Source organism: Lyngbya sp. CCY1209 (assembly GCF_055795065.1).
In genome coordinates, this window is record NZ_JAYFER010000642.1 from 21,601 (window position 1) to 47,311 (window position 25,711).

Below are 25,711 nucleotides of genomic sequence, written 5' to 3' on the forward strand. Positions count from 1 at the left end.
AAATAAACATCTACTGATTTTCCGGGGCGCGGGTGTTAATACCCAGCAGGCCGTAAAGCATACAGGACCCGAAAACTGCGGTCAGAGCCGGGACGGCCGACACCACGGCGAGTCCGGTGCCGAGGGCGGTGCCGCCGTAAACGACCAGACCAAGGTACAGCAGGGCTCCGGCGAAGGCCAGACGCAGCACGCGATCGAGCATTCCGACATTGTTAAACATGGTGTTTTCTCCTTATATCGATGGGTTGTGTACAAATTGAAAGTGGATCAGCAGGGCGTGAAACCGACAACAAATTGACTCTCCTGTTGCCTGTTGCCTATTGCCTATTCCCTCTCCCTCAAGCGACGGGAGTCGCCGCGCCCAGACGGTTCATCACCGCCTGCATCAACTGGCGGGCATCGTCGGTAATTTCTTTTGCCGCCGGGGAATCGACGGCCTGGAACATGACCGCCGGATCGATCGCGGACACTTCTACCCGACCGTCGGGATGTTCCTGGACCACCACGTTGCAGGGGTAGAACACCCCCGCCTTGTCGTCGGCGTTGAGCATCCGGTAGGCGATCTGGGCGTGGCAGGCACCCAAAATCAGGTAGGGGTGGAAGTCGGCGTCGAGCTTCCGCTTGAAGGTGGCTTTGACGTCGATCTCGGTCAGGACGCCGAAACCCTCTTGTTTCAGGGCTTCCGTCACCTGGGCGATCGCTTGCTCGAAGGGGGTGTCCAGAATTTGGCTGAAGTGATACATCGAATACTCCTGTGGGCTGCTTTACTTATCTTAATAACTAGATAGTAATTTAGTCAAGGATTAAATTTTTTTTTATTTGGGGTTGACGGGGAGGGCGGTACCAAAGTACCATTAGTTTATAACTAATTAGTTGTATAGTTGCAAGACGTTCGCCCGATGTCGGCTCAAACATCGATGTGGCAAGGCATCGGGCGGAATTATTCCTGGAGGATTTCAGATAAATGGCTCATGTAGTTGTGATTGGAGCGGGACTCGGGGGATTGCCGACGGCCTACGAACTGCGGCACCACTTGCCCGCCGAGCATAAGGTGACATTAATTTCCGACAAGCCGGAGTTCACGTTCGTCCCCGGATTAATTCGGGTCGGGTTGAATCTGAACCCTTTGGAGCACATCCAACTGGAGCTCGAACCCCTGGCGCGGCGGCACGGTTTGGACTTGATCTGCGGACACATCACCCACTTCGACCCGGAAAATCGCCATTTGATCGTGGATGGGCAAACCCTGGAGTTCGACTATGCGGCGATCGCCACCGGGGCATCCCTGGCCTTCGACGAAGCGCCGGGACTCGGCCCCCACGGTGGCTACACCCAGTCCGTGTGCACCCCCGACCACGCCGTAGAAGCGCGGGAGGCGTGGTTGGAATTCTTGAAAGATCCCGGGCCCCTTGTCGTGGGGGCGATGCCGGGGGCGGGGTGTTTCGGGCCAGCTTATGAATTCTTATTAATGGCGGATTGGGAACTGCGGCGGTTGGGACTGCGCGATCGCGTCACGTTAACCTATATCACGCCGGAACCCTACGCCGGCCATCTGGGAGTCGGGGGGGTGAAATACGCCGAAGAACTGACGGGGGATCTGATGCGATCGCGGGGTGTGGAAATCATCGACAACGCCGCCATCACCGAAGTCGAACCCGACACCATCATCCTCTCCGACGGACGCCGCATCCCGTTCAAATACTCCATGATCCTGCCCGCCTTCCGGGGTGCCAAATTCATCCGGGAGACACCGCGCCTGGGCAATGAAAAAGGATTTATCCCCGTCGGACCCACCTACCAGCATCCGGAATTTCCCGCCGTCTACGCCCTCGGCGTCGCCGTCCACCTGGAACAGCCGGACAAAACCCCCGTCCCCATCGGACTGCCGAAAAGCGGGGAAATGACGGAAGTGATGGGGGTGGCCGTCGCCCACAACATCGCGATCGAACTGGGGGCGATTTCCGAACCCCACCTGACGCCCACCTTGGAGGCCCTGTGTTTTGCCGAATTCGGCGATACCGGCATCCTCTACATCGCCGCCCCGGTGATCCCCGATCCGGAAGTGGGCAAGCGCCGCCATTCTCTGGCGTTGAAAGGGCCGTGGGTGAATTGGGCGAAGGCCGCCTTCGAGGAGTATTTCCTGCTGAAAATGCGCTTCGGTTTGGGACTGCCCTGGTTCGAGAAATTCGGGCTGCGGCTGTTGTTCCGGCTGTCCCTGTTCAAAAACCTGCCCAAAAATTTCCGCCAGTCCGTCGAGAAATCCACCACCGCCGTGGGTTGATGTGAAATTTGAGCCGACTTCAATCCTTCGTCAACCCCGACAACCCCACCCCACCCTCCCGTTATCAAAGGGAGGGCAGGGAATCCGATTCACACCTTTGATATCAGGTCCGTTCAAATAGTTGGGATCGAAAGGATTTTTAAAATTCGACCGTCAGAAATCTACATGAGAACTGATGATCAGAATTGGCTCTGACTGATCATTGGGGATTGCTATCTTCCGATCGATTGACGAGGACAGATCGGACGGCCGTATCGATCCGTCCTCCGGCTTGTCAAAATCTGCCAAATTCCCCCTGCGATAGGTACACTTCGCGGATCGCCTAATGGAAAACAGCACCTCCATCGACGACTTTGAAATTCTAGCCGATCGCTTCAAAATTTTAAGCGAACCGAGTCGGTTACAAATTCTGGCGGCAATTTGTCGCCGGGAGTGCAACGTCAAGGAAATTTGTCGGCGCACCGGACTCCACCAAGCCAACGTTTCCAAACACCTGCAATTGTTGCGATCGGCGGGGGTGGTGGCTTGTCGCCGCGTGGGCGTCTGCCGCTATTACCGCATCATCGATTCCGACTTGCTGGGGCTGTGCGCCCAATCTGTCTTTAAGGGAGACAAACCATCCAAAGATTGCACTCAAGAATAAACGATTATAGCGCTGCTAGAAGAGGGTGTAGGGTGTAGGGTGTAGGGTGTAGGGGTGGGAGTCCCGCCGAAAGCGCTAAAGCGCCACAACAAAAAATGTGCGATCGCCGAGTTGTTGGGATTGAGCCCGACCGAAAGCGCTGAAGCGCAACAACAAAAATGTGCGATCGCCTTGTTGTGGGGATTGAGCCGCCCACGGTCTTCAAGTTTACACCCCCATCCAGACTGAGGTTTGTGGCAGTCCGCGAAACGACAGGGGGTTGGGGGAATCTCCGACCCCCACAAAACGGTAACGACATATTCTCTCTGTGTTCTCTGTGCCTCTGTGGTGAAAATTCCGATCGCCCAAAATTAGAAGCTGAGGAAATTGTCGGCGCCCAATTCCTGGGGATAAACCCCCTCAACCGTCGCCAAATCCGTGCCGTCCGTCATCTCCACCAACGTGCCGCCGGGAGTCGCGCTCAGGGACAGTTGCGAGAACGTCAAACCGCCGGCCAAACCGATGATATCTTCGCCGGGGACGAAATCGCCGAAGGTGTCGAAACCGCCGTCCGGTTGCAAGTCGAAGCGATCGCCCCCTTCCCCGCCGATGAGCAGGTCATCTCCCTTATTGCCACTGAGAATATCGTGACCCTGGCGCCCCAACAGGATATCATTTCCCTGTCCGCCATATAACTGGTCGTCCCCGGCTTCCCCGAGAATCGCATCGTCGCCGCCGAACCCCGCCAAAACCTCGGAAGCCGCGCTTCCCGTCAACTCGTCATTCGCCGGAGTCCCCAGGTTGGGCTCAGAAGTCGCATCCCGGGACACCCGCACCAAACCGGAATCCACCAGGGAAACGGCTGCGTCCGCCTGAATCAGGCCGGAACCGCTGCGAAAATCGACTCCGGCGACATCCGCATCGATCGCCGTCCCGTTGAGAACCGCCTCGATTTCTGCGGGGGTCAGACTCCCCGAACCGCCGGCCGCATCCAACATCAGGGCCGCCACCCCCGCCGCGTGGGGGGCCGCCGCCGAGGTGCCGTAGAAGGACTCAAACCCGGAAACCGTGGTGCTGACGCCGTTGGGGGCGACCAACGTGGGTTTCAGGCGTTCTTCGGGGGTCGCCAAAGCGGTGCCGGTGGTGTCGAATAAAATCGAAGTGCCGCCGGTGGAGGAAGAGGACCGGACGCTGGGGGTGGCGACTCCGAAGGCCGGGGTGCTGTCGTAGTTGACGGCGCCGACGGCGATCGCACTTTCGGCGTTGGGATGTCCGAAGACGGTAGAACTATTGTAGTCGAATTCAAACCCCTCGGCATCGTCGTAGAAATTGATGTATTTCATCAACTGCGGGTCGTCGCTTCCCACCCGCTTGCCGATCAGAATGTTGAAGCTCTGGCCGTCGGTGTCGTTGGTGAAGGAGAGCAGTTCCAGGGGGTCGCCGCCGAGGTTGTCATCCATACTCGCCATGATGATATCGGATGCATCTAAAGTACCGAGGTCGTCGTTGGTGGTGATAAAGATGTCTAGGTCGCCCGTCGCACCCGGGCCGCCGAGGGAGGCGAAGGGCTCGGACCACTGAAAAGAGAGGCGCATCGAATCGCCGCGGGCCAAACTGAAGCGGTTGAAGACGTCGCTGCCGCCGAAACTGTGGGCTTCGTATTCGATGCCGTCGAGGGTGAAGGTTTGGCCGGAATTGCTGAAGGGATTTTCGTAGGAGCGATCGCCGTCATTTCCGGCCGCGGAAAAGTAGGTGATTCCTCGGGCGACGGCGTTATCGACGGCCCGCGCCGCCAGTCCATCTTGGAAGAAGGGTTGGTCGGTGAAACCCATGTCGTCCACGATGATATCGACTCCGGCATTGGTCAAACTTTCGATCGCCCCGGCCATGTCGGTGTTGTCGGAAACGCTGTAGAAAAACAGTTCCGCGCCGGGGGCGACGTCGTGGAGAATTTGCAGCATCGCCCGCCCTTCGTCGCGGCCTTTTTCGGGGGAGCCTTCATTTAAAACGGTGACGGGGGCGGTGTAGCCGTTGGGGTTGCCGAGTCCGGGGAGGTCGCCGGCGATGATGTTATCGGCCGCGCCGGAACCGGTGGATAATACGTCGTAGCTGTCGGAGATGACGCCAATTTTGATGCCGTTTCCGTCGATTCCGGACAGGTTGCGGATGTCATTGGATGCGATCGCGATGTCGCCTTCGCTCTCAACTGTTCCGACTCGATTGATGACTGTATTATCCAAACTCATGACAACCTCCCGAGGAATCAAATGCAAATTCCCTAAACTTTTCGATGCAAAATTAAATGGGATTAAAAAGGGACGATCCGAAGATCGATTTTTGATAGATTTCGGTGGCCCTGCAGGGAGGCCGAGAACTCGAATGTCTCTCGCTTTTTTCTATCTGTCCTTATTATCGACCCGCCACCACGGTTTCGGCATCAGTTAGACTACTGAACTTTTGATATTTATTTGTGTAAAACATTTGTCGGCGATCGCCCCAAATAACGTAAAAATACGGAGACAAATTTTCGCAAGCTTTGGCAAACTTCCGTAATTTTACGGGGGTAGATGACGTGGAATTCGTCCGGAAAAATACTGACAAACTGACCGTGGCGATGTATTCCGCTTTCCGAGAATTTACGGTTAAAACCCCTCGCGTGCGGTCACTTTTTTATACAGGGTTAATGGCGAAAAATCAGGAATTTCACGGAGAGGTGCCCCTGTCGCGATCGCGCCCCAACTCCCACATGGCGGGGGTCGGAGCCGTTTCCGCCGGAATTTGTAAAGGGACGAAAACCGGCCCGGGTTGAACGTCCCTTTTTCGGTATGTCAACCGAACATCGGGTCTTCGTGCCAAATGTCGGGCGGGCCGGCGATTTCCGGGACTTCTGGCAACTCGGGCCAGATGAACCCCCCCGGCAAACCGGAGATCAAATCCGCCGAAAGCTCTGGGGGGACGGGCTCGGCATTCCGCAGCAGGCGATCGCTATCCGAACCGCCGATGGGGATATCCGCGAAGGGAGCGGGCGATATCGAGGGGATTTCCGGGGTCAATTCTCCCGTCAGGGAGTCGATTGGCTCGGATTCGAGCCCTTGCAGGGCGGCATCGGCCCGAACGAACCCGGCGCCGCTGTAGTTGTCCCAACCTTCGGTTTCCGCATCCAAGGCAGTGCCCTGCAAGATCTGTCTGACTTGAGCCGGGTTCAGACTGCCGGAACCCCCCGCCGCTTCCAACAGCAACGCCGCCACCCCCGCGACATGGGGGGCCGCCGCCGAGGTGCCCTGGAAGTTGGGAAAGGAATCGTCGTCGAGGATGCTGTCGGTGCCGAAAAAGGTGGTGTTGATGCCGTCGGGGGCGACGACATCGGGCTTTTGCCGGATTTCCGGAGAGGGGAGGCGATCGCCGAGGGGGTCGAGATAAATGGGTATTCCCCCCACGGAGGAGGACGATCGCACCCGGGGGGTGGAATTTCCGAATTCCGGGGTATTGTGGTAACTCAGGGCTCCGACGGCGATCGCACCTGCCGCGTTGGGATGTCCGAAGAGGGTGGCGGCGTCGTGGCCGTATTCAAACTCCCGCCCGGAACCGCCGAAGTTGATGTATTTGATGCGTTCGGGTTCGGAACCGGAGTCGAGCCGCTTTCCGATCAGGATATGAAAATTTTCGCTATCGGTGGAGTTGCTAAAGGACAGTAGTTCCAGGGGATTCGCGCCGATATTGTCGTCGGTACTCGCCGCGGCTACGTCGTCACCCGACAGGGTGTTTAAGTTATCGTCGGTGACGATAAAAATATCGAGGTCGCCGGCCGCATCTCCGAAGGGTTCGTCCCACTGGAAGGAGAGCGTCCCGAGATCGGCGCCCGGGTTCAATCGAAAACGGTTGAAGACATCGACACCCGCCCCGGAGTCGAAGTCGTGGGCGCTGTAGGGGATGCCGTCGAGGGTGAAGGTGCGGCCGGAATTGCGAAATTCGTCTTCGTAGGAGCGATCGCCGTCATTCCCCGCGGCGCTGACGTAGACGACTCCGGCGGCGGCGGCGCGATCGACGCTCTGGGCAACGATGCCATCCTGGAAGAAGGGCTCATTGACGAATCCCACGTCGTCCACGATGATATCGGCCCCCGCTTCTGTGAGTGTCGCGATCGCTTCCGCCATGTCTTCGGGACTGGAGACACCGTGAAACATCAGTTCAGCCGCCGGCGCGATGTCGTGAATGATTTGCAGCATAGCTCGCCCTTCGTCTTTGGCGCGATCGAGAGAGCCTTCCCGCAGGACGTTGACGGGGGTGCCGTAGCCGTGAGGGTTGCCGATACCGGGCAAATCGCCCGTCAAAATGTCATTTTCTGCCGTGGTTTCGCTCGGGTCGCGATCGTAGCTGTCGGAGATGACGGCGATCGAAATTCCCCGACCTTCGACATCAAAAAGTCTCCGGGCGTTGTCCGCCTGCATGGCGATATCCCCCTGGCTGGTGGCGGATTCGGCGCGATTAATCATTGAAAATTGATGGATTTCAAAATAATTATTCATGTCTTTTGCGGGCATAATTTATGGGTGAAGCTGGCAAAAATAACCCGTTTTTGTCGCCCCATTAATTTCAATATATGGCTTTTTATTGTTATCGACATCGGTGAAAATAACATCTTTTTTTTGCGTATTTTTCCGGATGAATCTTGGCGTCAGACTCCCCCCAAACTCCCCTCCGAACAATCCGCCTCTATCGGGATTAAGAAGATGGCGATCGCGGGTCACAATTGCGGAGGAGGAAATTCACTCGCGACGCCCGAGCCGATTTTAAAATGATTAAAAAATACAAAAAATAGCTCTCCATTCATAAAAGAGAGCTTGGATGTCCAGATTAAAACCATCGAAGTCGGGGAGAATGAATCACCGGCGATCGGTCGGTTCCGCCGGGCGATCGCGCCCGTTGAAGGGGGGACGCGATGAGGCTCGGGGTAAAAACCGTTTCAATTCACCCCATTTTTATCGAAAAAATACCCAAATTCAAGGTTGAATTTCCCTTCATTTGATATCGTTTTCAACCGTATTTTATCGCGGCATCAAATTCCATTCAATTGGGACTCATATCAAATCCGTTTGTTTGACCGCCCCCCCCTCGCACCCCCCCGGCCCCCATCCCCCCCTACCCCCCTTTGTAAGGGGGGAGATAAGGGGGGAGGCCGGTTTCCCGTGGGGGCAACCTTATAGGGTTGCCCGATGTTTGAATATTCAAACCAAAAAGCCCGATCGCCCCCCCGGTGAAGTTCGGGAGGCGATCGCTCTCAAGTCAAGCCCGGTTCGGGCCGGTTCTCATTCGCTGCCGGTCGAGGATCCCAAAAGCGGCGTCAAAATCGTCGGCGGTAATTCGGATCGCGGCCGGGTCCTCCACTCCTCGAGAACGATGGCGGCGGATGGCCTCCACCGCGGCCCGATCGCCGAGCAATGCCAGACTCGCCCCGTTCCAACCCTCGGTGCGATCGGCCCAATTACCCAAATCGACATTTTCTAACGGACGTCCCTGGTTGTGGACCTGCAAAATTGCCAGCCGACTGGCCGCATCGGGCCGGTCGATCAAGAGCTGCAAATCCAACCGTCCGGCCCGCAACAGAGCCGGGTCCAGGGCATCCCGCCGGTTGGTGGCGGCGACGACGATAATCTCGGCCCCGACTTGCACGCCGTCCAACTCCGAGAGCAACTGGCCAACGACGCGATCGCTCACCCCCGAATCCCCGCCGTAACTGCCGCGGGCCGGTGCCAAGGTATCGATTTCGTCGATAAACACCACGCAGGGTGCCGCCTGTCTCGCCTTGGCGAACAATTCCCGGATCGCCTGTTCGCTGGCGCCGACCCACTTACTCAACAACTCCGGGCCGTTGACGCTGATAAAATTCGCCCGTCCTTGGGATGCGATCGCTTTTGCCAGCAGGGTTTTGCCCGTCCCCGGCGGGCCCCAGAGCAAAATCCCTTTGGGTGGGGTCGCCTTGGCCTGCCGATACAGTTCCGGATTCAACAGAGCCCCCTCCACCGACTCCTGGAGAATCTGTTTCACCTCTTCGAGCCCACCAATATCGGACCAGTTCACCTCCGGCGTCTCGACCTCCACGGACCGCAACACCGCCGGCTTGACTTCTTGAAGGGCTTGCAGGAAATCCGACTGTTCCACCGTCAGGATCTCGGGAATTTGGGCATCAATGTGGGGCACCTGCCGCCGCAGGGCACTGTAGGCCGCTTTCTGGCAGATCGCTTTCAAGTCCGCCCCCACGAACCCCACGGCCAGATCGGCGATCGCACCGAGATCGACTTGCCCATCGAGAGGCATAGCCGCGGTGAGAATTTGCAAAATTTCCAGACGTCCCTGGCGATCGGGGACTCCGAAGACAACTTCCCGGTCGAACCGCCCCGGCCGTCGCAGGGCCGGATCGACAGCATCCCGGCGGTTGGTGGCCGCCAGGAGGATGACGCCTTCGGTTCGGGCGAACCCGTCCATCAAACTCAGGAGTTGGGCGACGAGGCGCTTTTCGACTTCCCCTTCGACTTGGGAGCGATCGGGGGCGATGCTATCGATTTCATCAATAAAAATAATACAAGGTGCATTTTTGGCGGCTTTCTCGAAAATTCCCCGCAGTTTTTGTTCGGCTTCCCCGTAATATTTGCTCATCACCTCGGGGCCGGCTAGGGCGATATAGTTGGCGTCGAGTTCCCGGGCGATCGCTTTTGCCGTCAGCGTCTTCCCTGTCCCGGGAGGGCCGACCAGCAGCACCCCCTTGGTCGGTTCCAACCCCAGTTTTGCCAACAAATCGGGTCTTTTTAAGGGGATGGCGATCAATTCCTTCAATTCTGTCACCACCTCCGCCAGACCCCCCACATCTTTGAGAGAGGGGACGCTTTCTGTCTGAGGGGGGACGACTTGTGCCCCGGAATCGGCAGCGGACTCGCCGGAACTTCCGGGGGGCGGGGTTTTAATATGACTCGTTCCCACACTGCCGGTGCGGGGAATATTGCCGGTGCGGGGAATATTGCTCACCGATCGCGTTCGATATTGAATATCGGCGGCGACCTCTCCTTTTTCGATCTTGTCCTCCAAGGTTTTCGCCAATTCAAGGAGGTCTTGAAAATTTTTAAATAGGTCGTTCATTTTAATGGGGAGTCGGGAATAGGGAGTCGGGAATAGGGAATAGGAAACTTTTCACTTTTCACTGTCTAAAGGCGTCCCTTCTACACAGGCACCGTCGAGACAGGCGCCGTCCCACTGCGTCCCTTCGACGATCGCGCACAGGAGGTTGGCCCGTTCCAAGTTGGCGCCGCGCAACACGGCGCCGCTCAAATCCGCCTCCTCCAAATCCGCCGAGGCGAGGTCGGCCCCCGATAGGTTGGCGTTTCGGAAGTCGCAGGACTGCAAGAGCGCCTGGGACAGGTTCACCCCCCGCAAATCGGCGCCTTGGAAATTGACGCCGCTCAAATCCAAATTGCCCAGGGCTGTCCCGGTCAGAAAGGCCCCGGCGAAGCTGGCTTCCCGCAGATCCGCATCCAGCAGGGTCGCCCCCCGTAGGTCGGCGTTGCGAAAGTCCGCCCCCACGAGGTTCGCCCCGCTCAGGTCGGCGCCCCGAAGGTTGGCCCGCAGGATCGCCCGTTGCAAATCGGCCCCGGCCAGGTTCGTCCCCGTCAGGTTCGCCTGGGAGAGATCGGCTTCTCGGAGGTCGGCGCCGGACAAATCCAGACCCGCCAAATTGGCGCGGGCGAGGTCTTTGATTTTGCCGGCTCGAATGGCGTCGCGGTCGATGGGTGTGGGTTGATTCATGGCGGAATGGCTTGGGGTTGACTGGGGCAGTTGGGCGGGCGATCGGGTCTAGGGACGGGGTGTCAGTTGGGAGTCTTGGCTTTTGGAAGTGGGCATTTCTTCGATCCACACGTTCGGCAGTTGGGTGGGTTTGTCGGGCAGTTGCATTAACCCCACCTCCGTCAGGCGCACCACGGTTCCCAGGGCTTCGACCAGGGCGGGGTCGAAGCGGGTGCCGCTGTGTTCCCGACAGGCGTTGAAGGCTTCCGTCAGGTTCAGGGCACTGCGGCTGCCTCGGGGTTGGGTCAGCCCTTGGAAATAGGCGACCAGGCCGAGAATCCGGGCTTTGATGTTGATTTCCTCCCCCTGCTGGCCGGAGGGGACGCCGGTTCCGTCCCAATGTTCCAGGTGGTGGGCGACGACTTCGCGGATGATGCCCAATTCGGGCATCGACTCCAACAACCGGGCGCCGATGGAGGCGCGGTCGCGCCAAAATGTCCGGGTCGCTTCGTCCATTTCCGGGGGGGTTTTTAAAAATATCTCTTCGGGGGCGGAGGCCAAACCGATGCGGTGCAGCAGGCCGGCCAACCGCAGGCGCCGCAGCTTGACGGTGGGGAGGTCGAGGATTTGACCGAGGGTTTCGCACAGGGCGGCGACTTGCAGGGAGGCGCAGGGGTTGAAGGGGTCGCGCTCGTCCACCCGCTGGGCCATCCGCAGGAAGGCCTGGAGTTTGTTGGCGCTGATGTTGCGACTGATTCGTTTAGCCTGCCCTTCGAGTTCCCAGAGTTCCCGGGTTTGGCGGTTGACGGCGATCAGTTCCTGTTGGGAGGATTGCAGGTAGGTGACGATGCGGGAAACCACGCCGCTAAGGTCGGGCACCACTTTGCTGGGGGTGGCGACGATGGCTTGATATTGCCCGAGGAGGCGATCGCACAGTTCGGGGTCGTAGGGGCTCAAGCGATCAATCAAAATCTCGGCGGCCTTGCACACCAGGGCGCGATCGAAGGTCCACAGCCCGTAGAATTTGCGCTCGCTATCGACCGAGGGCTTTCCGTGGGGCCGGTATTCGTCCTCCGAGAGTTCGTGGCACAGCACCATCGCGGTGTAGCCGGGGGCGACGATGACCAGGTTCCACTCCATCACCAAACTGTCCGATTCTTTCAGGTGGATGAGGGATACGTTGTCGAGTTGCCCCGTCCGGTGGCTGGCAAACCCGCTGTCCGGTACGGCGCTGATGGCGATATGATTGGAGCGATCGGCGATCTCGAGGTAGCGATCGGCTTCTTGGAGATACCATTTTCCCTGTTGAAACGTCACCAAGACGAGGGGTCGCTCTTCGGGAGCTTCACCAGTTTGCAAAATGTGGTCCTCGAGGGCGTGGCAGAGCGCCACCAGGGTATTTTTGAAGTAGACCCCGAAACTCGAAGGGAGTTGACCGTCGGGCAAAGAGGCTTTGAGCTGATTGAGTGTGGATTCTGGGTTCATGGCAAACTGGCGATCCCGGCTATTCACTTAAATATTAACTGGAATCGATCGCCGCGCAAACTCGATCTCCGGCGGACGAGAGCTCGCCCGCTACATCACCTGGGAAATTTGATCGATGACGCGAATTCGACCCCGACGCAAAAAATATAACAGCCGATCCACGGTGGATCGTTCTTCTAAATCGAGAGAATCGTCCAAAATTGCCGCCATCAGGGCGTAGCAATCCGCTTTCGTCAAGCATTGGGTATCTGCGACGGAAACCGCGATTTCGGACAGGGCGCCGGGTAGTAGTTTGACAGAAGTCATGGCAGGAAGTCAGGTGAATTTAACGGATTCAAACTCGGTCAGTTCCATTCAATGCACCCGCAAAAGCTCGGACTCACAACCCTAAAAAAATCCGCTCAAACGTCTTCTGGGCGGGGTTTGTGGGTGTCGGAGTCGGCTGCAATACTTGTGTAAGTATATATAACATTTGATTGTATTGCAAAGAAATATTAAGGATCTAGGGGGTTATGTAAAACTTTGATGTGAAATTGGCGATCGCACTTTACATAAGTCCGCCAATTGTAAAGAAATTGTTAAATTCCGGGCGCTCGCTGGGGGGTGTCGGATGTCGGGGATTGACTTTCCGGCGGATGGGACTCCCGGCGCGCGGCCCTACAGATTGAGGTGAAGTGGGTACGATGGCGCGGATGGCATCACGAGGAGGAGAGGGTCAATGCCCATCCGGTGAGAAGATGGCAGAAGGCGGAGGGCCGCAAAATTCCCCCCGATATCGGGCCGTTTCGGGCGTTTGGGTAGCTGCACCCCGTTGGCAGGGTTTACTTGAACCAATGCAGGAAGGACAGACCGGCGCGAATCAGACTCGGACTCGGGCGGCAATTTTGCGGTTTTGAAAATTCATCGTCAACCGGTTTTTCTTCTATTTTTGTCCTGTATCCTTCTAATCCTCCCCTTTTATTGTGAATGATGATCGCCATAGATTCGGCATCATTGTACCAAAAAGAATCGTCCCAATTGGATTTCAGCATGGCTTTATTGATGGTAAAGTGTATTGAAAAAATTGAGCCGGACTTGACGGCGCTCAACTGACTCCAAAAATAGATCGAACGACCCTCAAGATATTGCTGCGGTTCACTCCTTACTATCTTGTCACGACAAAACGCCGTCGGTCAATGTGGTTTTCTCGTAAAAATCTATCAAGTCGAGTCTTTTTTATACAAACTACCTCCGTAATATTTGGGAGCGATATCAAGTCCGTTTGGATGCTTACACAATCGTTCGAGAAAAGGCAATAGGCAGGAGGCAATCGGCAAAAGTTTGAAGCCGCTTCAGAAGAGGGCGAAACCCAGGAATCATAACTGTTTGAGCGGACATGATCTGATCTGGTATCGATCGCGGGGGGTGGAGAATCGGGAATTTTTGACTTTTGAACGGGGTGCGATCGCCCCGATTTCGCAATAATCCGCCCGACAATTCCCCCTCAACCCACCCCCGTCACCCCCATTTCTCAAAAGATCCGGATCGATCCGCAAAATCACTCAAAATAATGATATAGCAGTCTGAATTGACCAGCGAATCTTCTACCCCACCCCGATCCAATTGCGACCATGACAGACACTCAACCCGCATTTGCCGACATCGCCGAACATTGGGCTTATCCCTTCATCCGACGCCTCCGGCTTGGGGGGGTTATCGGCGGATTTCCGGACGGGACATTTCGCCCCGAACAAACCATGACTCGGGCCGAATTCGCCGCCATTCTCAACGCCGCCTTTCCCCTGGTTCCCCGGCGGGATTACGTCCCGTTTTCGGACGTTTCCCCGGATTTTTGGGCGGCGGAAGCCATCCGCAACGCCTTTGAAGCCCAATTTATTTCCGGCTTCCCGGAAGGGGATTTTCGCCCCGGCGAGAACATTTCCCGGCTGCACGTTTTGCTGTCGTTGGTGTCTGGCTTGCAAATTCCGGCGGGGGAGTCTTTGTCCCTGACGGCGATTTACAATGACGGGGCGGACATTCCCGATTATGCGCGATCGGCGATCGCGGCGGCAACCCGCAGCCGCCTGGTGGCGAACGCCCCCAGCATCGACGTTTTCAACCCGAACCGCCCCGCCACCCGGGGAGAAGTCGCCGCCTTCGTCTATCAGGCGTCGGCGTATCTGGAAAAAAGCGATCGCATCGCCTCCCCTTATATCGTCGAACTCGCCGCCCCCGGAATGATTCGACGGGGCACTCACCTCTCGGTTAACGGGCGAACTTGGCGGGCGGCTTGGGGGCAGTGGAGTTCGGGAATTTCCACCTATACGGGTGTGGGTGATAAAGGGGCGATGTTGGTTTTGGGGATGGATTTAATCAGTTCCGATGACAGCAATTTAGAGTCTGTAAAATGGTTTTCGACACCCCTGAAACCTTACCGCGTCAAGACCGAATTTGACGGCGAATATCGCTATTTGAATTTGGACGATATCGCGACGGGGGCGAATTGGGAAATGGTCGTCGATGACAAAACACTGCGGATTTTTTCCACCCCCGCCGATGTCGATAATATCACCTTTGAAGAAGATGGCAATATTTCCCGGGTTGAAATCGAACTGAGTCGGGCGACTCCGTGGGAACTGTACGAACGGAGTGGCGAGTGGGAAATCGTGGCGGATGCGATCGCGCCCCAATCCCTCGCCGATCGCTTTCCGGAGACTCCGCCAGAGCCCACGACTCCCGACGACGAAGAACAACAAAACGAGGGAGAAACAACGGCAAGTTCGGACAAACCCTCGCGCCCCGTCGTCCGCATTTCCGACACCCAAACCGTGATTCGGGGAACCCTGCCGGACGGCTATCGGGTGGCGACAAAAACGCGGAATACCCCCGATCGCATCATCGTGGAATTGCGCCGCGATGGGTTGGTGGAACGGGACATCCGCTGGACTCCGGGGCTGCACTGGCGGCAGCAATATTTGACGTTGGAGGGCGATCGCTTTCCGGTGGTTTGGCTGACGGTGCGCCCGAATTCCGGTTTGATTCTGCGCCCGATTTGGACGGATAAAACCCGCATGAAGGGGACGGCTTCGCTGTCGGATATCGCCAAAAATTGGGAAAGTATGGCGGCGATCAACGGGGGCTATTTTAACCGCAACAATTTGTTGCCCTTGGGGGCGATCCGCCGGGATGGAAACTGGTATTCCGGGCCGATTTTGAACCGGGGCGCGATCGCCTGGGACGATGCCGGACGGGTGAAGATGGCGAGATTAAAATTGCTGGAAACCGTCGCCACTTCTCAGGGACGACAGTTCGATGTGGATCTGTTAAATACGGGCTATGTGAAGGCGGGAATTGCCCGCTATACGCCGGAGTGGGGGGAGGATTATACGCCCCTGACGTTGAATGAAATTCTGATAGTGGTGGAAGCCGATCGCGTCGCCCGACAGATCGAAGCGACGGACGATAAAACGCCGATTTCAATTCCTCAAAATGGTTATTTGTTGACGCTGCGATCGTTCCGCAGTGCGGCGGGGGCGTTTGCCGTGGGTTCTCAGGTGACGGTGACGCCGGCGACGACTCCCTCAGATTTTAACGATTTTCCCAATATTTTGGGGGCGGGTCCTCTACTGGTTCAAAATCATCGCATCGTCTTGGATGCGGAGGCGGAGGGGTTCAATTATTGGTTTGGAAAACAGTTGGCGATTCGCAGTGCGATCGCTTTTCTGAGTTCCGGAGAATTGGCGATCGTCACGGTTCACAACCGCGTTGGGGGGGCGGGTCCCGATCTGACGGAAATGGCACAGTTGATGCAACAATTGGGGGCGATCGATGCCTTGAATTTGGACGGCGGCAGTTCCACCAGTTTGGTGCTCGGCGGACATTTACTCAACCGCACGCCGGATACCGCGGCGAGGGTGCACAACGGGTTGGGGATCTTTGTCAATTCCGCTCAAATGACTCTATGATAACGAATCATCCGAACTCGCTATTGATAGCGAGTTCGTAAAAGACGGGGCGTGCCGATTTCGTTTCCGCCAGCAATTTGCCGCGACTGAATACCGGGCGGACGGGCGATCGCATCCGGATGGCTTCGTCGCGGTTTCCCTTCCAACGGCGGTTCATAACTCGCGGTGTTGATTCCAGAATCGGTATGGCATCGGGACGGGGGTCGGGAATATTTACCGAACGGCAAAATTGTTGCCAAAAATTCAGCATTCAGTTGATGAAACTATGGTAAAGTTAGCTCGTCTCACAAAAGCGATCTGTTATTTGTTACAGATCTGGCATCGAAAACCATTTGAGCGCCCCAATTATTCATCATGAAAAAAAAATCAGTCACTCCCGAGTTTTCTCGACGCAGCCTCATTAAATATGGTGGCGGAATGATTGGTACGAGTTTAATGGCAACGGTTCTCGGTTCGGGGGTCATTCGACCCGAACTCGGAATGAGCCAAACGGATCTAACCCCGGATGAAGCGTTGGAGAAATTAATGCAAGGAAATCGGCGGTTTGTCAAACGCAAGCAAGAAAACCTCAACCAAACGACCGTCAATCTTCAACAAGTGGCCTCCGGGCAAACTCCTTTTGCGGCTGTTCTCAGTTGTGCGGATTCTAGAGTTCCCATTGAAATTCTGTTCGATCGCGGTTTCGGCGATATTTTTGTTGTTCGAGATGCCGGTAATATTGCCTCAGAATCGGCGATTGGAAGTCTTGAATTTGGGACATTGGTCTTGGGAGCGAGGGTCTTGATGGTGATCGGGCATCAAGATTGTGGAGCCGTCATTTCAACCATGAATGGTGCGGAAGTTCCGGGTCAAATTGGAGTGATTTTGGATCGAATTAAACCGGCGATCGCAAACTACTTGGGACAAGGAGACGATCGAACAGCGATCCGAAATGCGACCGAGGCTAATATTTTATATCAAATCAATTTGCTCAATCAATCGCCCGTTATCTCGAAACTCAAGGCCGATAACAAACTCAAAATTGTCGGCGGATACTCCGATTTCGAGACGGGTGAAATCGTACTCGTTAGCGAATAAATCTCAAACCCAACTGCCCTGCTATAGCGCTGTGTGCAGGGAATAGGGAATCGAAAATAGGGTCATTAAATTACCTCGATATCAGGGTTTCACAGTTTGTCTACCCAAGGAAATTGTAAATATTTGACTTTAACCATCGTAAAAAATGGACTGAACCGGTTTCGTTTCCGCCAGCAACTTGCCGCGACTGAATACCTGGCGGACGGGCGATCGCATCCGGATTGCTTCGTAGCGATTCCCGACATTTAAAACAATTAAATTGGCGGTTTTTCCGACTTCGATTCCGTAATCGTTTTCTACAGATAAGGTTTTCGCACCGTTCCCAGTCACCATATCGTAACAGGCATCAATTTCCGATAACCCCGTCATCTGGCAGACGTGGACCGCCATGTGGGCGACATCCAGCATATTTCCGGTTCCTAAACCGTACCAAGGATCGCGGATGCAGTCGTGTCCGAAACTGACGTTCGATCCGTTTTTCCACAACTCTTTTACCCGGGTAATTCCCCGCCGTTTCGGATAGGTATCCGTGCGACCTTGCAGGGTAATATTAATCAAAGGATTGGCGATAAAATTAATGCGCGATCGCCCCAACAATCCCATCAGTTTGAGTGCGTAGGCATTCGGATAGGAAGCGAAAGCTGTTGTATGGCTGGCGGTGACGCGGGCGCCGAGTCCGGAACGCACCGCACAGGCGACGACCACTTCCAAAAATCGGGATTGTTCGTCGTCGATTTCGTCGCAGTGGATATCGATGAGGCGATCGTATTTTTCCGCCAGTTCAAAGGTGCGGTGAACGGACTTTACCCCATCTTCCCGGGTGAATTCGTAGTGGGGGATGCCGCCCACAACATCCGCCCCCATTTCTATCGCTTTTTCCAATAGCAATTCATTCTCGGGGCGACTGTAGATCCCATCCTGGGGAAAGGCGACGACTTGCAAAGTCATCCAATCTTTCACCGCCTCCCGCACTTCCAACAATCCCCGCAGTGCGATTAAATTGGATTCGCTGACATCGGCGTGGGTGCGGACGAATAAAATCCCCTGTTGTGCCTGTAATTTTAAAGTGGCGATCGCCCGTTTTTTGACATCTTCAACCGTGAGACTTTTTTTCCGTTCTTCCCAAATGGAAATTCCCTCGAATAGCGTCCCGCTTTCGTTGGGGCGGGGCTCCCCCGCTGTCAACGCCGAGTCGAGGTGGATGTGGGATTCCACAAAGGGAGGACTGACCAAATTTCCCCCCACATCATATTCCGTTTCTCCCGGTGCTTCGATGCGGGGTGCGATGGCGGCTATTTTTTTCCCCGATAGGGCGACATCCGCCGTTTCTGTGACGTCGGGCGATCGCAACAGGCGACAATTTCGTAAGATTAAATCGTAGGACATGGTAATTTTATTCGTCTATCTTTCAGGAATAAAGCTCACAATAACTCCTGAGAATAGTCTCCCGAGCGATCGTAAATTTTTTCCAATTGAAAAGCATTCTTTTTTAAGTCAAATTTACGTTCGACGATTGCGCGACTGGACTCCGAAAATTCTTGTCTCAGGGCATCGTTTTGCAGTAATTTTAAAATCAATTGGGTCAGTTCATGTCGATTTTTTTCTCCGATTAAAAATCCATTTTTTTCGTGACTGATAGCTTCGGGAATTCCGGCATGATAGGAACTCACAACCGGTAATTTCATCGCCATTGCCTCTAGAATCGTAATCGGCAATCCTTCCGATTCTCCCTGGGAGGTGGTCAGGCTCGGAGCCGCTAATACCGAAGCTTTTTGCATCCACTCCTTCACTATTTTAGAGGGTTGTACTCCCAGAAAACGATAACGATTGAGTAAACGGCTTGCCAGGTCTTCTAAAGAAGATCTGAGGACACCATCACCAATAATCACCAATTCGATGTCGGGCCTGACCTTTTGAACATCTGCCATTGCCCGAATTAAATATTCGCATCCTTTTTTTTCCACCAACCGCCCCACAAATAAAACAATCGGTTCTCGTTTCAATTCAGGATTGGGGGTAAATTTATCAATATCTATGCCAATATAGTTCACTCGAATTTTTTCTGGGGGGCATCCTTTTTCGATAATTTGAGAGCGGATAAACTCGGAAACCGCGATGAAACCGTCCGCTTGTTGAAAGAGGCGATCGCGATTCCTAAAATACAGTTCTCGATAAAATTGACCGCGATTTTTAACAAAATCTCTAGTATTTGCGTAGAAACTTTTAGACTGATTCAGTTCTATTTCTGCGGTGGCAAAATAACCGTGAAAAGTCACGATGAGAGGGAGATTTAATTTTCGTGCCAGGGGCAGAGCTAAAACACCATCCAGACCGAAATGAGCGTGAATTAAACGAGGGGATAAATCTTGTAAAGGTTTCAGCCAGCGCGGGTGAACGAAACCAGTTAATTTATAGGCCGTTTTCCAGAAACCGGGAGGAGATGCCAAGTCGCCGAGAACAATTGTTCTCTCTTGGGGAAGCATCGATGTAGCAGTGGGGAAGCGCGAAGTGCCAACGTAGAAACCTCGATAGGATGAAAAGTTCTCCACTTGCGCCGGGATGAAGGTTTCCGAGTAGGGAATGAGTTGGTCTCGATAGATTATTACTGCTGGTTTCATCGTTTTTGTGGTAACAGAGAACGCACTAACGACTTAGCAACCCCACGAACAAGAGGTAGACCTGTCAGAGGTGAAATAACAAGTTCTGGTGCGGCTTGACAAGCTTTAAGATAGCTATTTAAAGCAACTCTATAATTACCTTTTCTATACTCATCTTCAGCTTTTTGTGAACAATTAGCACTTTCTCGAATCTGCTTTCCTCTATTTCGTTCTTCAGCAGGAAGATGATTAATACATTCGTGGAAAATATTTTCTCGTACTGCCACAAGATTTGTCGGCCTCCACTGCCCTTGGTGAGTCCTATACTCTAAAACTATTGAGGGAATAATCGCTACCTTACCCAACCTGGCAACTCGAAACCATAATTCTCGGTCTTCTCCAATGTTCAAATCGAGTCTATACCCGCCAAGCTCCGTTATTATTGCCTTACGATACAAGTTTTGACCGGAAACAGAAGACCAACCCGCTAACAGTTCGGGCCATATTACTCGTTTAAATCCAATCCTGGGATGCTCAATTTTTGTAGCATACGCTCCCTCTTTAAACTTCCATCTCGCACCCACCGCCGCTACTATCTTCGAGTCGCTGCTTAATGGTTTGACTAAATCTGTCAGAGCGTTAGGTCGGAGGCGATCGTCGTCATCGAGAAACATAATAAATTCTCCCTTGGCTTCCCTCAAACCTCGATTTCGAGCAGCCGATCGCTCGCTATTTTTCTCCTGTCTAAACACCCGTATTTGTTCGTTTTTGATTTCTGTAAGCCAATCCCATGTCCCATCGGAAGAAGCATCGTCAATAACGAGCAATTCCCAATTTTTAAATGTTTGAGCTTCAACACTCCTAACCGCTTCTTTAAGGTAATCCAGCCGGTTGTAGGTTGTAATTACCACGGATATTAATAGTTTTTGCATAATTTTTTTCCTTAAACTTCTAACCAGTGAGATAAATCTTTCTGAATTAAATCTTGAAGCTTTAAAATATCTTCCCTATATTCCTCTACAAATTTTTTCCTCACCGCTCCTGGTAACGATGGTTTTTTGTTAGAAAGATTGATATTAATCAGTTTATTCTTAATCTTATTTTTTAACTTCAATGGTAGCATTGAACCCATATATTCTGCCGGATTGTTTCTCAGCATTATTTTGTTATAAACTCTACTCCTTGGGATACGAGAATCATTATGTTTTTTTGAGTTATCTGGAACGAAGCTATCATCTACACCCAAAAATCTAAAAATATCTTGCAAAACGCCAATCTGTTGTTCCTGAAAATTTTCATATATACAGACTTTAATTTTTTCGGCTTCAAACAAATCAAAATAACGTTTCATTTGTCCATAATAAAATCCCTTTTGTTTATAATGAAAACGAGGAGACCAATTTTTGAGGATTCGTTCTGATTCTAACTCCATTGCTTGCACAAAATCAACATTAATTGGCTCTAGATCGTCACGAACTGAATGCAAAAAGTTTGAATAAGCTCTTTCAACTGGATCTCGCAGCATCGCAATTATTTTTACATCAGGAATGTATTGCTTAATTTTACTAGCCACATTTGGCAAATAAATGTACCAAGGAGATACTTCACCAATTGCTATTTCTCCTGAAACTTTTTTAAATAGCTCGCGGTAAGACTCTATATCTTTAATTTGCTGGTATTTTCTCAAAAATGGTTCGTTGCTATTAAAAGCCAGATTTTCCTCATCCACAAATACAAAAAACTGAGTTTCTTTTAACGGACTCATATAGATTTGTGGATGCTGTTTGAGATAACGATACAGTGCTGTAGTTCCTGCCTTAGGTGCACCAATAATCAGAAAATTAGGCATTGTCATATTTTTACTTCTCTTTTTGTAATTACTAGATCCGTTTCTCAAGAATCATTTAATTAGAACGCTTAACACCAACCCGATCGCAAAACTCGACAAACGCCTCTAAAAAACGTTCTTTATTATGATCTTCGCTCACCCATTTTCGTCCTTCTTTCCCCAACTTAGTTCGTAGTTCATGGTTTTCTAAAAGAGTTTTCAATCCCTCAACAAACTTCGGTATTCCCTCCATCCCCGTACCATCATAACGCCCCACATAAATCCCAAACCGAGACACTACACTTTCCGGGTCTAAACAACTCAAAATCGGCGTTTCGCACTTCAAGGCTTCCTGAAAACTAACCGCCAACCCCTCGTGAATGGAAGTATTAATCAAAACCCAGGCTTCCGAAAGCATCCGAATTTTATCCACTTCCCCCACATGACCCATTAATTTAACATTATCGGGTAATCCCGTCGGTTCCCAAGCACCCTTTCCCTCAAAATGAGGTTTACCCATAAAAATAAAATCCACATCGGGAAAATGGCGGGCTATTTCAGCAAACAACCAGGGGCGCTTGTAGGGGTCAAGACGGGCCAAGAAAACTACCGTGGGTTTATCACTTTTTACGACCTCTGCTGGTTCCATGTCAATAATATTCGGTAAAAATTCCACCTCTGGCGGTTCTACCCCATAAGTTCCCGGCACTTTGGCTTTTAAAAAACGTGCTGGGGTAGCAAATAAAACCTGACGATTCACCCATTGAGAAACCCGAACGACTCCAGCAAAAGAAGTACAATCAAAGCACTTTAACCCTTGGGGATAAACATCTTCCGACCCCGGAACGCGAACCGTATCTATTTTAGCCACATCTTCTGGCGGTCTGGGGTCGCGCACCCATAAAATAATCGGAGTTCTGGGTAAGCTCCAGAATACAGGACGATAATTGGGGCGATAGTCAATCGACAGAATTAGATCGATTTTTTCAGCCCAGAGGCGACGAATATATTCTAGTTTATTGCGCTGGCGCAGAATCAGCTTAGTATTATGAACGACCGGGTCTGGCTCTCCTGGTTTTCCATAAGTTTCCCCCGCCAGTAATACCGGCTCTACTCCCAGATTGGGATCGGAGTTAAATAAGGTTGTCACCTGACGAGTTGCCCAACCGAAACCACCCATCCTCCCTTGGGAAAGTTCAAAGAATTCGTTGGCGATAATCCCTAATTTAATTCTTTTATTTTCAAATTTATGATTTGAATTGTCCATTGTTAAAGTTATGTTTGACTGAATGCTTTCCAGCGTAACCGCCTATATTTTTAGGTTTCTTACTCCGTTTTTTCGACTTTCAAAAATTTCCCCAATGCCCTCAAGTGACTTTCCACACTCCCCCAATACATTTCCATTTCGCTGGCCGCCACAATATCGGTGTCTAACTCTTTTCCATATTTGAGCTTGTGGTTGATCGCTTTCCGCAAATCGTTGGCCATATATAAGGGAATAACCAAAGGTCTTTGCCAAGGTTGATGTCTCAACATCCTGGTGAAATGACGGCTCAAACCGACACCCCGCAACAATCTCGTCAAGTATTCCTTTTCCAAACGATGCTTAGGAATTTGATGGTAGATACGCATTTCTGGATTAAACCAGATTTCCCACCCTGCTTTTCTAATATACCACAGCGCTTCTAAATCTTCACCTTTTACATTTAAAGAATCCTGGACTGGCCCCCTTAATTTTAAATTTTTGATCGCGTTTTCTTCCCAAGCCTTTTTTCTGATAACCAGACCTGCTCCTGGCGGTAAAAGTCCTGTTTTTAAGGGATCTTGGGAATTGAAGCAAAAAGCATCTTTTGACGACCATTCAATAATCGCCAAACAGGAAGCTATTCTCCGAAAGTTTTGGGGAGGCTCGACTTCATAAATGCCGTGAACTACACCACTATAAGCTCCTGCTTTTGGATGGGAAACCCCGAAAGCATGGGCATTGGCGACCCAGTCAGGAGAGGGTAAATTATCATCATCCAAAAATCCGACCAGGGAACCTCGGGCTTCTTGCATGGCTCTTTGTCGGGCATAGCTGGCTCCTTGTCGGGGTTCAAAATAATATTTTATGGGACATGATTCGGGCTGGCTTGACTGATATTCTTGAATGATTTTAGCCGTGTTATCCGTGCTGTTATTATCGACGATTACGATGTCCCAACAAATCTTTTCTGTGTCGATTTGCGATCGCAGCTTATCTAAAATATTCGGCAGTCTTTGTTCGGCATTATACGCTCTAACTGCTACGGTAAAATCAGGGTTAACCATTGATTCTCACGAGGTAAAAAAAAGATTCGGTTGACCGTTTAAGTGGCTGGCAGTTGTCCGGAGAAGGAACCGACAGAATCTTCCCGGTGATGGTTCTGACGTTCCACTGATCACTTGGATAGACACGCGCTGAATCCCTGGAGGCTGGGCGAAGATTGATATAGCAGTTCCAGCCCGATCGCCGGCTCCGGAAACTTGAGTTCCCGAAGGGGACGAAAGTGGAACGACAAAGGAAGATGCAAATCTCGAATGCTATCAATATAACACCGATTGTATAGTTCAAACAAGAAGCTATTGTAAAAAATGTCCGACTTAATATGAAATTTTGTAAAGTTGAGAATCCGGCTCGGAATCTCACTTTCCAGCGACCATCGCCCCGATTCCATGCGATCGCATCAGTTTTTAGCCCCGCCCTGACTGAGGGCTATGTTGGGTGGGGTTCCCCGACAAATACCAACGGTGCAAAGCATTGCGGTGAACGTCCAACCAGGGGATTTGATGCCGTTTGGCGATCGCGGCACAATCTTCGTATTCGGGATGGACGTTGATGATGCGATCGCCGGAAAATGCCACCTTCATCCGCACCGGTCCGTATTCCGTCTCCACCGCCTGCAATTCCCGCTGCAAAATTGTCCGGGATTGATAACTGTGGCGAATCCCCAAAGTTGTGGTTTCTCGGAATAGAATAGTTTCGCAGTCGCGAATTTTTTCCGGGTGGCAGATCGCCGTCAGCAACGTCCCCAGGCGGGATTTTTTCATGGTCACGGGTTGGGCGAACACGTCCACCGCCCCCACCTCAAATAACGCCTCCGAAGTGTACGCGATCGCCTGGGGGCTGAGGTCGTCTATTTGGGTTTCCAATACCGCCACGGTTTCGCCGTGGGAATGGGCGGCATGAGTCCCGTGGGAATGACCCTCCGCTTCCGTCCCCTCCCCCAACCACAGCCGCAGAATGTTGGGCAGGGGCAAATCGGCCGAACCCGCCCCCAACCCCACCCGTCCGAGTACCATCGGCGGCGGGGGGCCGAAATCTGTGGCCAGGGTGACGGCGATCGCGGCGCCGGTGGGCGTCACCAGTTCCCGTTCGATGCCGTTGCTGTAGAGGGGGACGCTTCGCATTTCCCAGAGTTTCAGGGTGGCGGGGGCGGGCACCGGGAGTTTTCCGTGGGCCGTCCGGACGGTCCCCCCACCTACCGGAAACGGAGAACAGGAGAGGCGATCGACGTTCAGCCAGTCGAGTCCCAGACAGGTGCCGACGATATCGACGATCGCATCCGTGGCCCCGACTTCGTGGAAGTGGACTTGCTGGGGGTCGATCCCGTGTACGGCCCCCTCCGCTTCCGCCAGTTTGCGAAATACCGCCAAACTCCAGTTTTTCGCCCGTGGGGGCAGTTCCGCCGCCCCGATCCGATTTTCGATGTCCGACAGGTGGCGGGTGTGGTGGTGGTGCTCGGTCAAATCGACGTGAACTTTTGTCGCCTGTTGGCCGTTTCGCAATACCTTCTCAGACCGCAGGTTGTATTCCTCGGCCACTCCCAGTTTCTCCAAATTTTCGGCCAAATACTCCAGCGGAACCCCCGCATGGACGAGGGCGCCGAGACACATATCTCCGGCGATTCCGGTCGGACATTGGAGATAAGCGATCTTCGTCATGGTCGGCGGTCTATTTTTTCTTATGATACCTCTCCAAAGTTCAAACCTTAAATTCCCAGGGTCTGTGGGGCCACCTTACAGGGTTGCCCAGGTGGGGCCACCTTACAGGGTTGCCCAGGTGGGGCCACCTTACAGGGTTGC

Annotated in this window: 23 protein-coding genes; 6 read left to right on the plus strand and 17 right to left on the minus strand. The window is 53.1% G+C overall.

Translation table 11 applies throughout. From position 1 onward, the window contains the following. Positions 1-10: 10 nt before the first annotated feature. The gene (locus AC0QHF_RS25990) at positions 11-220 is read right to left on the minus strand and encodes a YgaP family membrane protein (RefSeq protein ID WP_324707177.1); all 210 of its coding nucleotides are present in this window, start codon (positions 218-220) and stop codon (positions 11-13) included. Between the two features lie 118 nt (positions 221-338). Beyond that, a complete protein-coding gene (locus AC0QHF_RS25995; RefSeq protein WP_324707178.1) occupies positions 339-743 on the minus strand; it encodes a DUF302 domain-containing protein in 405 nt (134 codons plus the stop codon). A gap of 221 nt (positions 744-964) precedes the next feature. Here AC0QHF_RS25995 and AC0QHF_RS26000 point away from each other — a divergent pair, with 221 nt between their 5' ends. Continuing rightward, a complete protein-coding gene (locus tag AC0QHF_RS26000) occupies positions 965-2,281 on the plus strand; it encodes an NAD(P)/FAD-dependent oxidoreductase (RefSeq protein ID WP_324707179.1) in 1,317 nt (438 codons plus the stop codon). 325 nt (positions 2,282-2,606) lie between these two features. After that, on the plus strand, positions 2,607-2,924 hold the full coding sequence (locus AC0QHF_RS26005) for an ArsR/SmtB family transcription factor (protein WP_324707180.1): 318 nt from the start codon (positions 2,607-2,609) through the stop codon (positions 2,922-2,924). A gap of 350 nt (positions 2,925-3,274) precedes the next feature. Here the strand turns inward: AC0QHF_RS26005 and AC0QHF_RS26010 are convergent, their stop codons facing one another. Next, positions 3,275-5,149, minus strand: coding sequence for a S8 family serine peptidase (locus AC0QHF_RS26010; RefSeq protein WP_324707181.1), 1,875 nt, complete (start codon positions 5,147-5,149; stop codon positions 3,275-3,277). A 290-nt stretch (positions 5,150-5,439) separates the two neighbouring features. On the opposite strand from AC0QHF_RS26010, the gene AC0QHF_RS26015 reads away from it, so the two are divergent. After that, the gene (locus AC0QHF_RS26015) at positions 5,440-5,712 is read left to right on the plus strand and encodes a hypothetical protein (RefSeq protein WP_324707182.1); all 273 of its coding nucleotides are present in this window, start codon (positions 5,440-5,442) and stop codon (positions 5,710-5,712) included. A 19-nt stretch (positions 5,713-5,731) separates the two neighbouring features. Here the strand turns inward: AC0QHF_RS26015 and AC0QHF_RS26020 are convergent, their stop codons facing one another. Next, the gene (locus AC0QHF_RS26020) at positions 5,732-7,396 is read right to left on the minus strand and encodes a S8 family peptidase (RefSeq protein ID WP_324707183.1); all 1,665 of its coding nucleotides are present in this window, start codon (positions 7,394-7,396) and stop codon (positions 5,732-5,734) included. Positions 7,397-7,405: 9 nt separating this feature from the next. On the opposite strand from AC0QHF_RS26020, the gene AC0QHF_RS26025 reads away from it, so the two are divergent. Continuing rightward, positions 7,406-7,702, plus strand: a complete 297-nt coding sequence (locus AC0QHF_RS26025) for a hypothetical protein (RefSeq protein WP_324707184.1) — start codon at positions 7,406-7,408, stop codon at positions 7,700-7,702. Between the two features lie 484 nt (positions 7,703-8,186). Here AC0QHF_RS26025 and AC0QHF_RS26030 read toward each other — a convergent pair whose 3' ends face one another. From AC0QHF_RS26030 to AC0QHF_RS26050, 5 genes are all read right to left on the minus strand, one after another. Continuing rightward, complete coding sequence (locus tag AC0QHF_RS26030; RefSeq protein WP_324707185.1) at positions 8,187-10,034, minus strand: AAA family ATPase; 1,848 nt, start codon at positions 10,032-10,034, stop codon at positions 8,187-8,189. Positions 10,035-10,085: 51 nt separating this feature from the next. Continuing rightward, a complete protein-coding gene (locus AC0QHF_RS26035; RefSeq protein ID WP_324707186.1) occupies positions 10,086-10,697 on the minus strand; it encodes a pentapeptide repeat-containing protein in 612 nt (203 codons plus the stop codon). Positions 10,698-10,745: 48 nt separating this feature from the next. Next, a complete protein-coding gene (locus AC0QHF_RS26040) occupies positions 10,746-12,161 on the minus strand; it encodes an HD domain-containing phosphohydrolase (RefSeq protein ID WP_324707187.1) in 1,416 nt (471 codons plus the stop codon). A gap of 90 nt (positions 12,162-12,251) precedes the next feature. Then, positions 12,252-12,467 (minus strand): hypothetical protein, encoded by a 216-nt coding sequence (locus AC0QHF_RS26045; protein ID WP_324707188.1) that lies wholly within the window; start codon positions 12,465-12,467, stop codon positions 12,252-12,254. 515 nt (positions 12,468-12,982) lie between these two features. Then, positions 12,983-13,192 carry a hypothetical protein gene (locus tag AC0QHF_RS26050; RefSeq protein ID WP_324707189.1) on the minus strand — a complete coding sequence of 70 codons (210 nt, stop codon included), beginning with the start codon at positions 13,190-13,192 and terminating at the stop codon, positions 12,983-12,985. A 579-nt stretch (positions 13,193-13,771) separates the two neighbouring features. Between AC0QHF_RS26050 and AC0QHF_RS26055 the strand changes: the two genes are divergently transcribed. Then, positions 13,772-16,105, plus strand: a complete 2,334-nt coding sequence (locus tag AC0QHF_RS26055) for a phosphodiester glycosidase family protein (RefSeq protein ID WP_324707190.1) — start codon at positions 13,772-13,774, stop codon at positions 16,103-16,105. A 7-nt stretch (positions 16,106-16,112) separates the two neighbouring features. Here the strand turns inward: AC0QHF_RS26055 and AC0QHF_RS26060 are convergent, their stop codons facing one another. Beyond that, positions 16,113-16,262: a hypothetical protein gene (locus tag AC0QHF_RS26060; RefSeq protein WP_324707191.1), complete on the minus strand. Its 150-nt coding sequence runs from the start codon at positions 16,260-16,262 to the stop codon at positions 16,113-16,115. Positions 16,263-16,459: 197 nt separating this feature from the next. On the opposite strand from AC0QHF_RS26060, the gene AC0QHF_RS26065 reads away from it, so the two are divergent. After that, positions 16,460-17,182, plus strand: coding sequence for a carbonic anhydrase (locus AC0QHF_RS26065; protein ID WP_324707192.1), 723 nt, complete (start codon positions 16,460-16,462; stop codon positions 17,180-17,182). 129 nt (positions 17,183-17,311) lie between these two features. On the opposite strand, the gene codA is transcribed toward AC0QHF_RS26065, so the two are convergent. The 7 genes from codA to larC all read right to left on the minus strand — a co-directional run bounded on the left by codA (position 17,312) and on the right by larC (position 25,570). Next, a complete protein-coding gene (gene codA, locus AC0QHF_RS26070) occupies positions 17,312-18,568 on the minus strand; it encodes a cytosine deaminase (RefSeq protein WP_324707193.1) in 1,257 nt (418 codons plus the stop codon). 35 nt (positions 18,569-18,603) lie between these two features. After that, positions 18,604-19,800, minus strand: coding sequence for a glycosyltransferase (locus tag AC0QHF_RS26075; protein WP_324707194.1), 1,197 nt, complete (start codon positions 19,798-19,800; stop codon positions 18,604-18,606). Continuing rightward, complete coding sequence (locus tag AC0QHF_RS26080) at positions 19,797-20,711, minus strand: glycosyltransferase family 2 protein (RefSeq protein ID WP_324707195.1); 915 nt, start codon at positions 20,709-20,711, stop codon at positions 19,797-19,799. Before AC0QHF_RS26080 ends, AC0QHF_RS26075 begins: the two co-directional genes overlap by 4 nt. An 11-nt stretch (positions 20,712-20,722) precedes the next feature. After that, entirely contained in the window at positions 20,723-21,628 is a 906-nt protein-coding gene (locus tag AC0QHF_RS26085; RefSeq protein ID WP_324707196.1) for a sulfotransferase family protein, read from the minus strand. A gap of 55 nt (positions 21,629-21,683) precedes the next feature. Beyond that, positions 21,684-22,874, minus strand: a complete 1,191-nt coding sequence (locus tag AC0QHF_RS26090) for a glycosyltransferase family 4 protein (RefSeq protein ID WP_324707197.1) — start codon at positions 22,872-22,874, stop codon at positions 21,684-21,686. 59 nt (positions 22,875-22,933) lie between these two features. Next, on the minus strand, positions 22,934-23,917 hold the full coding sequence (gene hpsE / locus AC0QHF_RS26095; protein ID WP_324707198.1) for a hormogonium polysaccharide biosynthesis glycosyltransferase HpsE: 984 nt from the start codon (positions 23,915-23,917) through the stop codon (positions 22,934-22,936). 402 nt (positions 23,918-24,319) lie between these two features. Then, on the minus strand, positions 24,320-25,570 hold the full coding sequence (larC, locus tag AC0QHF_RS26100; RefSeq protein WP_324707199.1) for a nickel pincer cofactor biosynthesis protein LarC: 1,251 nt from the start codon (positions 25,568-25,570) through the stop codon (positions 24,320-24,322). Positions 25,571-25,711: the final 141 nt, after the last annotated feature.